This is a genomic window from Stenotrophomonas sp. YJH_SMC_37 (genome assembly GCF_059370035.1).
The window spans coordinates 289,858-303,558 of the sequence record NZ_JCAFTG010000003.1 but is presented as its reverse complement, the minus strand read 5'-3'; the positions used below and the strand labels follow the sequence as shown (position 1 = coordinate 303,558).

Sequence of the window (13,701 nt, the reverse complement as noted above, 5' to 3'; positions counted from 1 at the left end):
GAAGCAATCTCCGTGGGGAAGGCCAGAGGGCAGGCCGTGGGGAGACTGTTATCGCACCTCAACATTGGTTGAGGTCAAGGGGCGGGATTGAGGTGCGTGCGCGTTCATCGCTTTGATTCTTCCTGCAGGACAGCACGAGCGAAATGGTAGTGCCGGCCGCTGGCCGGCATGCCGGCAAGGTCGGGTTGCCGGCCAGCGGCCGGCACTACCAGAACCCGCTTTTCGAACCTCACCGGCGCGCTGAAGTGCTGCCCGCGCTCGCAGGAAACGGTCCGGTGGCGGGGGGGGAGGGGCTGGCCGGGACCGTTGGCGCCATGGATGGCGCCATCGAGCCCCCAAGGATGGGATTACGGCGTGTCCCGGCCAGCCCCTTCCCCCGCCACAACCGGTATCAACAAAGGCGCCGGCAGGCGAACCAGCCGCCGGCGTTTTCATCAACTCAACTCAACCAATCCTTGCAGGCGCCATCCACCTGCTCCCCGCACGCCTGCTGCATCCGCTGCTGCAACCGCGCCAGCGTCTCCGCGCCCTGGTGCTTGCCGCTCCACGCCTTCAACTGCCCGGCCAAGCGCTCGAAGCGTTGGCGGGTGCGCTGGTGGTAGCCCGACGGCTGTGCCTCCAGCTCGGCGATCAGCGAGGCGGTCGCCTGCTCGATGCGTGGTGCATCGTCCGGTGCCAGCTTCAGCAGGCCTTCCACATACAGCACGCCCCACTGCACGCGGGTGGCCGGGCCCTGCGCACCGTCGTAGGCACGCTTCAACCACTCCAGCGCACCGGCGGTGTCGCCGCGCTGCTCGGCCAGTTCGGCCAGCTCGGGCATGTAGTAGTACGGCTGTTCGCTGCGCTTCAGTTCCGCCAGCAACAGCGACTCGGCGCCTGCGTCGTCGCCGACCTGGCGTAGTGCGTAGACCGCGCTGCTGATCGTGGCCTGGCGCGCATGCGCATCGGTGGCGGCAGCGTCGGCAGCAGCCACGCGCTGCTTGACCCGATCAACCAGGGCCGCGGGCAATGCGCCCTTCGGCTGCTGCTGGCGGGCCAGCGACACTTCGGTCAACGCACGCGACAATGCGTCGTCGGCGCGGTCGCCGCGCTCGGCGTCTGCCCGCTCCAATGCCACCAGCAGCTGCTGTCCCAGCGTGTTGCTGGTGGCCGGCCCGGCACTGGCCTGCTTGACCAGCTGCACGCCTGCATAGCCCAGCAACTCACGGTTGCGGCGGACTTCGGCGGGCTGCGCCAGCACGGCCTGCAGCAGCTCGCGTACTTCGGTGGGCGAGGCATCGGGCTTTTCGGCCGTTGCCAAGGCCAGCAGGGCGAAGCGGCGCTGCAGGGCAGCGTCGGGTGCGGCCTTGGACAACTGGCGCAGCACATCCTCGCTGCTGCGCTCGCCGGCCAGGCGGTTGGCGTCCACTTCCCAGCCGTAGTCGCCCAGCACCTGCCAGTCTTCTGCGGCCAGTCGGTCCGGCGTTGCCAACGCGGTGGCCAAGGTGGCGGCAACAGCACTGCGGCGGCCTGCGGCGACGGTCAGTGCCCGGGTCAGTTCGGTGGCATCATTGCCGCCGGCCACGCGGGTGATTTCGTTGCGCTTTGGGTCCAGCACGATCAGGGTCGGATAGCCGCGTACGCCGAAGCGCTCACCCCAGGCTTGCGCACCTTCCTCGTCGCCATCCAGGTAGACGGGAACGAATTTGCTGGTCAGCGCGATGAAGGCCGGGTCCTTGAACAGGCCGGCCTTGAGCTGGTTGCACGGCGGGCACCAGACCGCGCCCCAGTACAGCAGCACCGGCTTGCCGCTGTCGGTGGCCTCGGCGAAGGCATCGTCCACATCGTCTTGGCGCCAAGCGATTGCCTTGGCCGGCGCGGGCACCTCGGCGGAGTTGGCGATGGAAACCGGGGCCGGGGTGCAGGCGCTCAGCGCCGAAGCCAGCAGCAACACGGAAAGCGCGACGCGCATCGGCGGCATCTCGAAGGGGGGACAGTCCATTGTAGGAATGGCCGGGGAGTGTGCTGATTCAGTTTGTTTATATCGGCCGTGCAGCGGGGCATGACACCCGCTGCCCTCAGGCGGCTGCCCGCACCATCTGCTGGTACACCAGCCCGTTGAACTCGCCGACATCACCATCCAGCACGAAGCCATAGCGCAGGTAGGTAGGCACTGCGTTGAGCGAGGCGCGCACGGTCAGCACCGGTGTGCGCAGGTGCGGCAGCACGGCTTCGAACAGGGCATGGCCGATGCCCTGGCCCTGGCAGGCGGGATCGACGAACAGCATCGCCAGGTGGCGGCCTTCCTTCAGCTCTACCACGCCGACGATGCGGCCATCCTGCTCCGCCACCAGGATGTGGTTGTCACCCTGCAGGCGTGCAGCGAACGCATCGGCGGCGGCGACACCGCCGAACGTAGCAATGCCGGCCGCGCTGAGCGAGGGCGCGACGGCCGCAGTGAATGCGGCCAGGCATACCGCGCTCATCGCGGGCAGGTCATCGATGTGGGCGGGGCGGATCCTCGGCATGCAGCGTTTTTCCTGTGGCGTGTGGCGTGTCATCGTCGCCGGTTGCCTGCACGCTAAGCTGGTCCCATGAGTGAATTCAATCTCGCCTACGATTCGTTGTTTCCGCAACAGGGACTGAGCCTGGGCCTGATGACGCCCGTTGCGGCGCATGGGCTGGCCGATCCGCGTGAGGCGCGACGTATCGCGCGACTGGCCGATGACCTGGGCTTTGCCGCGTTGTGGACGCGCGACGTGCCGCTGATGGTGCCGCAGGGTCCGGACGCGACAACGAGCGCGTTGGACGACCCGTTCCTGTGGCTGGGCATGCTGGCTGCGGCGACCGAGCGCATCGTGGTCGGCAGCGCGGCCATCGTGCTGCCATTGCGCCATCCGCTGCAGGTGGCGAAGTCGGCCTTGAGCCTGGACCGGATCAGCGACGGCCGCTTCGTGCTGGGCCTCGGGTCTGGCGATCGGCCGGAAGAGTTCGCGGCATTCGGCGAATACCTGGAGGGCAGGGCGGCGACGTTCCGTGAGCGCTGGACCTTGTTGCGCGCGGCGTTGTCACCGGAGGCTGAAGAAAGGGTCGCGGTAGTGCAAGCCACCGGTGGCTTCGACGTACTGCCGGCCCCGGCCACGCGCATTCCGATGCTGGTGGTGGGCACTGCGCGGCAGAGCCTGCAGTGGATCGCACGCGAAGCCGAAGGCTGGGCCACCTATCACCGCGAAGAGGCCGCGCAGGAAGGGCGCATCGGCCTGTGGCAACAGGCGCAGGCGCAAGGCGCTGGGCCAGGCAAGCCGTTCGTGCAGTCGATGCTGCTGGATCTGCAGGCCGATCCGCACGCACCGCCCGAGCCGCTGCCACTGGGCCTGAAGGTCGGCCGCGACGGCTTGCGTGACTACCTGCTGCGCGTGCATGCGCAGGGCGTGGGGCACGTGATGTTCAACCTGGTCGACAACGGGAGGCCGATGGACGCGGTGCTGCGCGAAATTGGAGAGCAGGTGCTGCCGGATGTGCTTCGGTAGGTGTCCACCTTGGTGGACACGCCGTGTTGCTGATGACGGTGCGCCCGCCGGGCATGGCCCGGCGCTACCTGCCGCGGCGTGCATCTGCGTATCATTTGCATTTGATATCCCGATGCCGGAGTCCCTTGTGACCCAACGTTCCCCCATGCACCCGACCGGACGCCTGTTCGCAGCGGTCGCTTTCATCGAGGCCGTAACCTGGGCCGGCCTGCTCATCGGCATGTGGATGAAGTATGGCCCCATGACCAACGTGGCGCTGGTGAAGCTGTTCGGGCCCCTGCACGGCGTGGCCTTCCTGGTGTACGTGGCGGTCACGCTGTTTGCGGCGGTGCGCCTGCGCTGGCCGTGGTGGGCCAGTGCCTTGGCCCTGCTGGCGGCCATCCCGCCGTTGGTGACGCTGCCGCTGGAGTGGTGGTTCAAGCGCCGTGGCCTGCTGGGCCTGCGTGCAATGCGCTGAACCCACTGTTGCATGCTCATTCAAGAGAATGGGTATCAAATGCAAATACGAGCCGTTATCATTTGAGGGTGGCATCCGGTCCTGAGTGGGGCGGGTGCCGGGCGGGGCGTGCAGACGCGCCCGGCCAATCCTTTCCTGTTACGGCTGGTGTTTCATGCACGCACGTCCCGTCGTTCCCGGCTTGCCGGCGCTGGTGTTGGCTGCCCTGATCGGCACCATGGCGATGATGTCCTTCGTCGCTGTGATCGGTCCGGTGGTCCGCATGCTCGGGCTGTCCGAGTGGCATGCCGGACTGTCGGTCACCGCCGCGGGCGTGTTGTGGATGCTGGCCGCGCGCCCCTGGGGCCAGCTCAGCGACCGCATCGGCCGCAAACGCGTGCTGATGCTGGCGATGAGCGCCTACACCGTGGTCTATATCGCGCTGGCGGTGTTCATCGATGTCGCCCTGCAGGCAGTGCCGCCGGTGCTGGTGTCAGTGCTGGTGCTGGTCGGTGCGCGTGGCCTGATCGGCCTGTTCTACGCGGCTGTGCCTCCTACCGCAGCGGCGCTGATCGCCGACAGGGCACCCACCGGACAGCGTGCAAAATTCCTCGCCCGCCTGGGCAGTGCCAACGCGCTGGGCATGGTGCTCGGCCCGGCCGCCGCGGGCTGGCTGGCCTATACGAACCTGTCGCTGGCGCTGTACGTGGCCGCGCTGCTTCCGTTGCTGGCACTGGCATTGCTGGCCTGGCGCCTGCCGGCTACACCGCCCGTGGTGGGCGCGTCCGCACAGCGCCGCACGCCGATGAGCCGCCTCGACGCGCGCCTGTGCCTGCCGCAGCTGGCAGCGTTCATCGCCATGGTCTCGGTGACCATCGCGCAGGTCACGGTCGGCTTCTTCGCAATTGATCGCCTGGGTCTGGATGCGGCGACCGGCGCGCGCATGGCCGGCATTGCACTCACCGCCGTTGGCGTCGGCCTGATCCTGGCGCAGGCGCTGGTGATGAAGCTGGAGGTGCATCCACGTCGCTGGATCGTCCTCGGCGCTCTCATTTCCGGCATCGGCTTCACTTCGGTGGCGGGCGTGCAGCAGGCCTGGCAATTGCCTGCGGCGTATGCGCTGGCTGCGTTCGGCATGGGCTTCGTATTCCCCTCGTTCCAGGCGCTGGCCGCCGATGCGGTAGAGGCGCACGAGCAGGGCGCCGCCGCAGGCACCGTGGCGGCCGCGCAAGGGCTGGGCATGGTGGCCGGGCCGATGCTCGGCACGCTGTTGTATCGCGGCGGGCCAAGCCTGCCTTACCTGCTGGTGGGCGCGCTGCTGCTGTTGCTGTGCGCGCTGGCTGCAGCGCATCGGATGAAGGAGACCCCATGAACGATTCCCTGATGCAGGGCGCGTGGCCGGAGGCTGCGCCAGCACCACAGCAGAGCACCGACGACGCGTCGCTGTTCCTGCTGCAGCATGCCGGCCAGCACGTGCACGCCCGCGGTTGCCGCGCCACGTTGCCAGCCGGTGCACTGGCGACGTTGGCAGAACGCGTTTCGGCGTTCTTTGCCCAGCAGCGTGGCGGCCCGGGCCTGCTGGTTGGCGCGGTGCCGTTCGAGCCGCGTGCCGACGATGCGCTGTACCAGCCCGAGCGCCTGCTGCCGGCGCTGGCACTGCAGCCGCAGGCCGCACCGCCGCTGGACGGCGCCCTGCGGGCCGAACCTGTGCCGCAGGACTATGCCGCTGCAGTCGCTGCGGCAGTGCAGGCCTTGCGTGCGCCCGAGCAGAACCTGCACAAGGTGGTGCTGGCGCGCAGCCTGCTGGCACGCACCCGCCAGGCGCTTTCTCCGGACGTGCTGCTGGCACGCCTGGGCGCGGATCCGTCGGTGGCGACCTACGCGGTGCCGCTTCCGGTGGAGCTGGGCCAGGCGCCGGCCTGGCTGGTGGGCGCGACGCCGGAACTGCTGCTGCGCAAGCGAGGCGCCGAACTGTTGTCGCATCCGCTGGCCGGTTCCGCGCGGCGCAGTGCCGATGCCGCCGAGGACGAGCATGCGGCGCAGGCGCTGCTGGCCTCGACCAAGGACCACGACGAGCACCGCCACGTGGTCGAAGCCATCGTCGAAGGCCTGGCACCGTACTGCAGCCACATCGATGCACAGCCGCGCCCGTTGCTGCATGCCACCGCCAGCATGTGGCACCTCGGCACCCGCATCCACGCCACGCTGAAGGATCCGCAGACGTCAGCCGCCGAACTGCTGGCGCAGCTGCACCCTACGCCGGCGGTCTGCGGTACGCCGCGGTTGGCGGCGCTGCAGCGCATCCGCGAGCTGGAACCGGTGCCGCGTGGCTTCTATGCCGGCGCCGTGGGTTGGTTGGACGCGCAGGGTGACGGCGACTGGTACGTGGCGATCCGCTGCGCGCGCCTGCAGGGCACGCAGCTGCGCCTGTATGCCGGTGCCGGCATCGTCGCCGAGTCACACCCCGAGGCCGAGGTGGCCGAAACCGCAGCGAAGTTCGCTGCCCTGTTGAACGCGCTGGGTGTCCATGAATCCGCGCCCGCCATCGAGCCTGCCGCATGAGTACCTCCACTGACGCTTCCCGCCTGCCGCTGCAGCAGGTGTGGCCCGACACGCTGGTGGCGCGCTATCGCGAAGCCGGTCACTGGCGTGGCGAGACCTTCCCGGGTTTCCTGCGCGAGCGTGCAGAACGCTATGCCGATGACATCGCGGTGGTCGCCGGCGACGTACGCCTGAGCTATGCGCAGCTGTGGCATGAGGCTGGCCGCATCGGTGCGGGCCTGCTGGCGCTCGGCCTGCAACCTGGCGAACGGGTGCTGGTGCAGCTGGGCAATACCGCCGGGTTCATCGCCACGGTCTGCGGCCTGTTCCGCGCCGGCCTGGTGCCGGTGTATGCGTTGCCGGCGCACCGCATCACCGAGCTGGTCCACTTCGCCAACAAGGCGGAAGCCAGTGCCTACATCACCACCACACTGCACGATGGCTTCGATCATCGCGGGTTGGCAAGGGCGCTGCAGGCCGAAGTGCCGGCGGTTCGCCATGTGGTGATCGACGGCGATGCGGCGGAGTTCATCGCGCTGGAGGCACTGCAGGGCGATCGCAGCCAGCTGCCGTCCGATCCGGACCCGCAGTCGGTGGCGTTCCTGCAGATTTCCGGAGGCAGCACTGGGCTGTCCAAGCTGATTCCACGCACGCACGACGACTACATCTATTCGTTCCGTGCCAGCAATCAAATCTGCGGCATCGACCGCGACAGCGTCTATCTGGTCGCGCTGCCGGCCGCGCACAATTTCCCGATGAGCTCGCCCGGTTTCTTCGGCGCGTTGTACGCCGGCGCCCGCGTGGTGCTCAGCCCGGGCCCCGGCCCGGATGCGGCCTTCCCGCTGATCGCACGGGAGCGGGTGACCTGCTGTGGGCTGGTGCCGCCGCTGGCGTTGCTGTGGGCGCAGGCCGCCGCCACCAGCAGGCATGACCTGACCAGCCTGCAGGTATTGCAGGTAGGCGGCGCCAAACTGGTGCCGGAAGCCGCACGACGGGTGATCGATGGCCTTGGCTGCACGCTGCAGCAGGTGTTCGGCATGGCCGAAGGCCTGGTCAACTACACACGGCTGGATGACCCGGAAGAACTGATCGTGGCCTGCCAGGGGCGACCGATCAGCCCGGATGACGAGGTGCGCGTGGTCGATGACCATGACCAGCCGGTGGCCGAAGGCGAGGTGGGGCGCCTGCTCACCCGTGGCCCGTACACCATCCGTGGCTACCACAACGATGCGGTGGCCAATGCGCGCTCGTTCACCGACGACGGCTTCTATCGTACCGGCGACCGTGTGCAGCAGCTGCCCGGAGGCTACCTGGTGGTGCAGGGCCGTGCGGGTGACCACATCAACCGCGCTGGCGAGAAGATCTCCGCCGAAGAGATCGAAGATCATCTGCTGGCGCACCCCGGCGTGTTTGACGCCGCCGTGGTCTCCATTCCCGATGAGTATCTGGGCGAGCGCAGCTGTGCCTTCGTGATCGCGCAGGGCGAGCCGTTCAAGGCCCCGGCACTGAAGGCCTGGATGCGCGGGCGCGGCCTGGCGGCGTTCAAGGTGCCCGACCAGGTCGTGTTCGTCGACAGTTTCGATACCACTGCGGTCGGCAAGATCAGCCGCCGCGAACTGCGCGCGCAATTGCGTGCGCGTCATCTGCAACAGACAGGAGGAACGCGCTGATGGCGCTGCCCCGTATCACCGATTATCCCTTGCCGACTGCCGCCGAACTGCCGCAGGCGCGTGGCCCGTGGCGCCCGCAGCGCGATCGTGTCGCGCTGTTGGTGCACGACATGCAGCGTTACTTCCTGGCCGCCTTCGACGCCGGCAATGCACCGCTACGGCCGGCCGTGTACAACATCGCACGGCTGCTGGCGCATTGCCGCGCGCACGGCATTCCGGTGTTCTACACCGCCCAGCATGGCGACCAGGACCGCCGTGACCGTGGCCTTCAGGCTGACCTGTGGGGGCCGGGCATGCGCCGCAGCGCCGATCACGAACCGATCATCGAAGCACTGGCACCGCAGCCAGGGGAGCACGTGCTGGTGAAGCACCGCTACAGCGCGTTCCAGCGCAGCAACCTTGAAACGCTGATGCGGGTGCGCGGCCGTGACCAGCTGCTGGTGACGGGCGTGTATGCCCATATCGGCTGCACCGCGACCGTCGTCGAGGCCTTCCAGCGTGATATCGAGGCCTTCATCGCCGCCGATGCGGTGGCGGACTTCTCGCGCGCCGACCACGATCAGGCGCTGCACTGGATCGCACGCACCAGCGGGGTGCCGATGACCACCGGCCAGCTGCTGGAGGTGCTGTGATGGCTGCCACGGGTGAGGTGCTGGATCTGGAGCGGATGCGTGCCGATGTGGCGCGCGTGCTGGAGTGCACACCGGCCGAGATCGGTGACGACGACAACCTGATCGACCTGGACCTGGATTCGATGCGCATGCTCGGCCTGGTCCTGGCCTGGGGCAACACCGGCCTGCCGCTGGAGTTCTCGCAGTTGGCCGAACACACCACGCTGCGCCAGTGGTGGAACGTGGTGCAGGCGCTGCAGGCCGCGCAGAACGCATGAACGCCGCCGCGCTGGCCACGCCGGTGGCATTGACCGAGGCCCAAGCGGGACTGTGGTTCGCACAGCGGCTGGCACCGGACAACCCGTCATTCAATACCGCGCACGCGGTGTGGATCGATGGCCCGCTGGACGTGGCCGCGTTCGTCGCAGCGGCAGACCAGGCTGCAGGCGAGGCCCAGGCCTTAGCACTGCGCTTTGCTGAAGGGGCCGGTGGCCAGCCGCTGCAGTGGCATGACCCCGCACACGTGCCGTTGCTTTCGGTGCGTGATGTGTCCACCGAGACGGATCCCGCCGCTGCGGCACGCAACCTGATGCACGCCGACCGGCTGAGCCCGGTCGATCCCACCCGCGACCGGATCAGCCAGCAGGTGCTGCTTGAACTGGGCGGGCAGCGTTGGGTCTGGTACCTGCGCGTGCATCACCTGGCGGCCGATGGTTACGGCATGGCGCTGTTCACTGATCGCGTGTGCGCGTTGTATGCCGGTCGTACGGGTGAGCCTCTGCCGGGGCTGGCGGGGGTGCTGGCCGACGATGCTGCTTATCGTGCCGACCCGCGCCGCACGCAGGCCGGGCAATGGTGGCGCGAGCACATGCAGGGTGCACCGGCGGGCATGGGCCTGGCCGGTACGCTCGCGGCCAGTGACGACGCGCTGCGCTGGGTGCAGCCGCTCGATGCGGCATTCCGTGAGCAGTTGCTGCAGGCATCGGTACGTTGGTTGCAGCCCTGGCCAGACGTGCTGGCCGCGTTGTCGGCCGAGTACCTGCGGCGGATGAGCGCGGCCGATGAAGTGGTGCTGGGCGTGCCCTACATGGGCCGGCTCGGCAACGCGTCGGCACGGGTACCGGCGATGGTGATGAATGTGTTGCCGCTGCGCGTGGCCGCCGGCGAGGGCAGCGTCGAATCCTTTACCCGCAGCCTGGGCCGGCAGCTCAGCCAAGGGCGCAAGCACGGCCGTTACCGAGGCGAGCAACTGCGCCGGGATCTGGGCCTGGTGGGCGCGCAGCAGCGCCTGCACGGTCCCATGGTGAATGTGCAGCCGTTCTACAAGCCGCTGGCGCTGACGGGCGTGCAGGCGACGCTGGAGGTGCTCTGCACCGGGCCGGTGGATGACCTGACGCTGGGCTTCCGTGGCGATGGCCAGCGTCTGCTGGATCTGGAGATCGAGGCCAATCCCGCGCTGTACAGTCGCGAGGATGTCGAGGCACACGCGGCACGGTTGCTGCATTTCGTGTCGGCGGCACTGCAGGCTGACGATATCGCAGCCGTGCCTCTGGCAACGCCCGAGGAGGCGCAGCAGGTGCTGCAGGAATTCAATGCCACCGCGCACGCGCTTCCTGAGACCACACTGGTTGAACTGCTGCAGCAGGGCATGGATCGGGACCCGCACGCGCCTGCGCTGGTGTTCGGCGACACTACGCTGGACTACGTAGCGCTGGAAGCGCGCAGTTTCGCGCTGGCGGCACAGCTGCGGGCGATGGATGTCGGCCCGGGCAGCGTGGTGGCGGTGGCATTGCCGCGCTCGCTGGAGCTGGTGACCGCGCTGGTCGCGGTGCTGCGCGCAGGCGCGGCCTACCTGCCGTTGGACCTTGCTCATCCGGACGAGCGCCTGGCGCGTATTCTCGCCTCGGCACAGCCGGTGTGCGTACTGGCTGCGGCGGACGTATCGGCGCGCGTGGCCGGCGTACCGGTGCTCGCGCCGGAGCAGTGGACTGCGCTGAGTTTTGCCGCACCGTGGGCCGATCCGGCACCTGACGATGCGGCCTACGTGATCTATACCTCCGGCTCGACCGGCGAGCCCAAGGGCGTGGTCATCGAACACCGTGCCATCGTCAACCGCCTGCTGTGGATGCGCGAGCACTACGACATCCGCGCCGATGACCGCGTGCTGCAGAAGACCCCGGCAACCTTCGATGTGTCGGTCTGGGAGTTCTTCCTGCCGCTGCTGTGCGGGGCCACGCTGGTGGTCGCCGGGCCGGACGCGCATCGCGATCCCACTGAACTGGCGCGGCTGATCCGCGAGCATGGCATCACCACGGCGCATTTCGTGCCATCGATGTTGGATGCCTTCCTCGCTGCACCGGCCTCCGAAGGGCTGCAGCTGCGACGGGTGTTCACCAGTGGCGAGGCGCTGGATGCTTCGTCCCGCGACGGCTTCCACGCGCGTGTGCACGCCGAGCTGCACAACCTGTATGGCCCGACCGAAGCTGCGGTGGACGTCAGCTACTGGCCGGCGTCGGCGCAGGATCGTTCGCGGCCGGTGCCGATCGGCTTCCCGGTCTGGAATACCCGACTTTACGTGCTGGACGCGCGGATGCAGCCGGTGCCGGTCGGGGTGGCCGGTGACCTTTATCTGGGCGGTGTGCAGCTGGCGCGCGGCTATCTCGGTCGCGAGGACCTGACCGCCGAGCGCTTCCTCGCCGATCCGTTCCTGCCTGGCGAACGCATCTATCGCACCGGCGACGTGGCGCGCTGGCGCGCCGATGGCGCGGTCGAGTACCTGGGCCGCAGCGACCATCAGGTGAAACTGCGCGGCCTGCGCATCGAGCTGGGCGAGATCGAGGCGGCACTGCGCGAGCTGCCTGGCATGGAGCGCGTGGAAGTACTGCTGCGCCAGGACGCGCCCGGCGATGCCCGGCTGGTGGCCTATGTGCCAAGCGCGCTTGCCGACCCCGTCATGCTGCGCAGCCACCTGGCCACGCGCGTGCCGGATTACATGGTGCCTTCGGCGTTTGTCGGCGTGGACTACTGGCCGGTGACCGCCAACGGCAAGCTCGACCGCAACGCATTGCCGAAGCCACCGCAACTTGAAGTTGCCGGCTTGGCGCCGCGCACGCCGTTGGAAGAGGAGCTGGCGTTGCTGTTCGCACAGGCGCTTGGGCGTGAGGCGCCGGTGGTGGTGGATGCGGACTTCTTCAGTCTCGGCGGTGACTCGCTGTCGGCGGTGCACCTGCTGCTGGCCATCGAGCAGCGCTGGCGCTGTGATCTGGGTCTGGGTGCCTTGTTTGCCCAGCCCACCGTGGCCGCGCTGGCAGTTCGCATTGCCGAGCCGCCCGCGCTGGCCGATCACGCACTGGGGCCGGTAATCGCGCTGGCCGCGACCGAAGCGGCCGGGTCCACGCCGCTGTTCGTGCTGCACCCGGCCGGTGGCATCGCCTGGAACTACCGCACCCTGGCCCGGGCACTGCAACCAGCCCGCCCGGTGTATGGCCTGCAGTCGCCGGCACTGGACGCGCGGCTGCCACTGCCGAGCAGCATCGAGGCGATGGCCAACGATTACGTACAGCGCGTGGTCGCACTACAGCCGAAGGGGCCGGTGCATCTGCTGGGCTGGTCGGTGGGCGGCATCCTGGCCCAGGCGATGGCGGTGCGGCTGCATGAGATCGGCCGCGACGTCGGAGAGCTGGTGCTGCTGGACGCCTATCCCAGCGAGTGCTGGCGGGCCGAGCCGGAACCCGATGCCATCGCTGCATTGCGGGCACTGCTGGCGATTGCCGGTCATGACCCGGATGCGCATCCGGAACTGGACAGCCGGGAACGCATTCTCGCGTTCCTGCGACGTGGTGGCAGTGCACTCGGCAGCTTGCCGGATGTGGTGCTCGATGGCGTGGTGCGCGCCGTGACCGGCACCAATCGACTGATCCGTGAACATATCCACCGGCCGTTCGATGGCACGCTGGTGCATGTGCGTGCGGGCCGGGATCACCAGGCGCGGCCACAGTTGCAGTCGGCGTTGTGGCGGGCACACGCGCGCAGGGTGCAGTCGTTGGAACTGCCGTTTCTGCATGCAGAACTGACCGGCCGCGATGCGGTGGCGCAGCTGGCGCCGTGGTTGTCGGCGCGGTTGCGCCAATGGGACGAGCAGCAGGAGATCGCAGCATGCAGTTGACCGGCTTTGAAGGCCGCGTGGCACTGGTGACCGGCGCTGCCGGCGGCATCGGCGAGGCACTGGTACGGTTTCTGGCCGTGGCCGGTTGCACCGTGGTGGCGACCGATCGCGAGGCGCCGCGCGTGTCAGATACCCGGGTGACGTCGTTTGCACTCGATGTAACCGACAGCGCCGCGGTGGACGCCCTGGTGGACCAGGTCGAGTCCAGCATCGGACCGATCATGTTGGCCGCCAGCGTGGCCGGCGTACTGCATGTGGGCGGTGTCACCGAGACCGGCGACGACGACTGGCGCCGTGTATTCGCGGTCAATGCCGATGGCGTGTTCCATGTCGGTCGTGCGCTGGCGCGGGTGATGTCACCGCGCCGGCAGGGCGCAATCGTTACCGTCAGCTCGAATGCGGCTGCCGTGCCGCGGCACGGCATGGCGGCGTATGCTGCGTCCAAGGCCGCCGCCACGATGTTCACCCGCTGCCTTGGGCTGGAGCTGGCGCCGTTGGGCATCCGCTGCAACATCGTCGCCCCGGGGTCCACGCTGACCCCGATGCAGACCGGCATGTGGCAGGACGAGCACGGCGCCGAACGGGTGATCGTCGGCAGCCTTGAGACCTACAAGGCCGGCATTCCACTGCGCAAACTCGCTACGCCGGAAGACATCGCGCAGTCGGTGATGTTCCTGCTCTCCGAGCAGGCCGGGCACGTAGCGATGAGCGACCTGTACGTGGACGGTGGCGCCACCCTGCGCGGCTGAGCCCCGACGGCCGCGGGCCG

11 protein-coding genes are annotated in these 13,701 nt (G+C 68.5%); 9 read left to right on the top strand and 2 right to left on the bottom strand.

Translation table 11 applies throughout. The features are described from left to right. Positions 1–439: 439 nt before the first annotated feature. On the bottom strand, positions 440–1,960 hold the full coding sequence (locus AC5P8J_RS06085) for a thioredoxin family protein (protein ID WP_227853849.1): 1,521 nt from the start codon (positions 1,958–1,960) through the stop codon (positions 440–442). A 97-nt stretch (positions 1,961–2,057) separates the two neighbouring features. Continuing rightward, positions 2,058–2,507, bottom strand: a complete 450-nt coding sequence (locus AC5P8J_RS06080; protein ID WP_021204255.1) for a GNAT family N-acetyltransferase — start codon at positions 2,505–2,507, stop codon at positions 2,058–2,060. A gap of 66 nt (positions 2,508–2,573) precedes the next feature. Between AC5P8J_RS06080 and AC5P8J_RS06075 the strand changes: the two genes are divergently transcribed. The 9 genes from AC5P8J_RS06075 to AC5P8J_RS06035 all read left to right on the top strand — a co-directional run bounded on the left by AC5P8J_RS06075 (position 2,574) and on the right by AC5P8J_RS06035 (position 13,681). Beyond that, complete coding sequence (locus tag AC5P8J_RS06075) at positions 2,574–3,509, top strand: TIGR03571 family LLM class oxidoreductase (protein WP_021204254.1); 936 nt, start codon at positions 2,574–2,576, stop codon at positions 3,507–3,509. A 145-nt stretch (positions 3,510–3,654) separates the two neighbouring features. Next, positions 3,655–3,966: a DUF3817 domain-containing protein gene (locus AC5P8J_RS06070; protein ID WP_010485221.1), complete on the top strand. Its 312-nt coding sequence runs from the start codon at positions 3,655–3,657 to the stop codon at positions 3,964–3,966. A gap of 154 nt (positions 3,967–4,120) precedes the next feature. Then, positions 4,121–5,317, top strand: a complete 1,197-nt coding sequence (locus AC5P8J_RS06065) for an MFS transporter (RefSeq protein ID WP_021204252.1) — start codon at positions 4,121–4,123, stop codon at positions 5,315–5,317. Then, complete coding sequence (locus AC5P8J_RS06060) at positions 5,314–6,507, top strand: isochorismate synthase (RefSeq protein ID WP_134732370.1); 1,194 nt, start codon at positions 5,314–5,316, stop codon at positions 6,505–6,507. Before AC5P8J_RS06065 ends, AC5P8J_RS06060 begins: the two co-directional genes overlap by 4 nt. Next, positions 6,504–8,156 carry a (2,3-dihydroxybenzoyl)adenylate synthase gene (locus AC5P8J_RS06055; RefSeq protein ID WP_494539924.1) on the top strand — a complete coding sequence of 551 codons (1,653 nt, stop codon included), beginning with the start codon at positions 6,504–6,506 and terminating at the stop codon, positions 8,154–8,156. Before AC5P8J_RS06060 ends, AC5P8J_RS06055 begins: the two co-directional genes overlap by 4 nt. After that, positions 8,156–8,788, top strand: a complete 633-nt coding sequence (locus tag AC5P8J_RS06050; protein WP_495216696.1) for an isochorismatase family protein — start codon at positions 8,156–8,158, stop codon at positions 8,786–8,788. The genes AC5P8J_RS06055 and AC5P8J_RS06050 overlap by 1 nt, the downstream gene beginning before the upstream one ends. After that, positions 8,788–9,045 (top strand): phosphopantetheine-binding protein, encoded by a 258-nt coding sequence (locus AC5P8J_RS06045; RefSeq protein ID WP_111102404.1) that lies wholly within the window; start codon positions 8,788–8,790, stop codon positions 9,043–9,045. Before AC5P8J_RS06050 ends, AC5P8J_RS06045 begins: the two co-directional genes overlap by 1 nt. Next, positions 9,042–12,932: an enterobactin synthase subunit F gene (locus tag AC5P8J_RS06040; protein WP_495216695.1), complete on the top strand. Its 3,891-nt coding sequence runs from the start codon at positions 9,042–9,044 to the stop codon at positions 12,930–12,932. The genes AC5P8J_RS06045 and AC5P8J_RS06040 overlap by 4 nt, the downstream gene beginning before the upstream one ends. Next, positions 12,923–13,681 (top strand): 2,3-dihydro-2,3-dihydroxybenzoate dehydrogenase, encoded by a 759-nt coding sequence (locus tag AC5P8J_RS06035; protein WP_111102402.1) that lies wholly within the window; start codon positions 12,923–12,925, stop codon positions 13,679–13,681. The genes AC5P8J_RS06040 and AC5P8J_RS06035 overlap by 10 nt, the downstream gene beginning before the upstream one ends. Positions 13,682–13,701: the final 20 nt, after the last annotated feature.

What these genes read in the sequence shown, in the direction of transcription:
- AC5P8J_RS06045 (WP_111102404.1), top strand. Translation starts at nt 8,788, where the DNA reads ATGGCTGCCACGGGTGAGGTGCTGGATCTGGAGCGGATGCGTGCCGAT.
- AC5P8J_RS06055 (WP_494539924.1), top strand. Translation starts at nt 6,504, where the DNA reads ATGAGTACCTCCACTGACGCTTCCCGCCTGCCGCTGCAGCAGGTGTGG.
- AC5P8J_RS06075 (WP_021204254.1), top strand. Translation starts at nt 2,574, where the DNA reads ATGAGTGAATTCAATCTCGCCTACGATTCGTTGTTTCCGCAACAGGGA.
- AC5P8J_RS06070 (WP_010485221.1), top strand. Translation starts at nt 3,655, where the DNA reads ATGCACCCGACCGGACGCCTGTTCGCAGCGGTCGCTTTCATCGAGGCC.
- AC5P8J_RS06080 (WP_021204255.1), bottom strand. Translation starts at nt 2,507, where the DNA reads ATGCCGAGGATCCGCCCCGCCCACATCGATGACCTGCCCGCGATGAGC.
- AC5P8J_RS06085 (WP_227853849.1), bottom strand. Translation starts at nt 1,960, where the DNA reads ATGCCGCCGATGCGCGTCGCGCTTTCCGTGTTGCTGCTGGCTTCGGCG.
- AC5P8J_RS06065 (WP_021204252.1), top strand. Translation starts at nt 4,121, where the DNA reads ATGCACGCACGTCCCGTCGTTCCCGGCTTGCCGGCGCTGGTGTTGGCT.
- AC5P8J_RS06050 (WP_495216696.1), top strand. Translation starts at nt 8,156, where the DNA reads ATGGCGCTGCCCCGTATCACCGATTATCCCTTGCCGACTGCCGCCGAA.
- AC5P8J_RS06060 (WP_134732370.1), top strand. Translation starts at nt 5,314, where the DNA reads ATGAACGATTCCCTGATGCAGGGCGCGTGGCCGGAGGCTGCGCCAGCA.
- AC5P8J_RS06040 (WP_495216695.1), top strand. Translation starts at nt 9,042, where the DNA reads ATGAACGCCGCCGCGCTGGCCACGCCGGTGGCATTGACCGAGGCCCAA.
- AC5P8J_RS06035 (WP_111102402.1), top strand. Translation starts at nt 12,923, where the DNA reads ATGCAGTTGACCGGCTTTGAAGGCCGCGTGGCACTGGTGACCGGCGCT.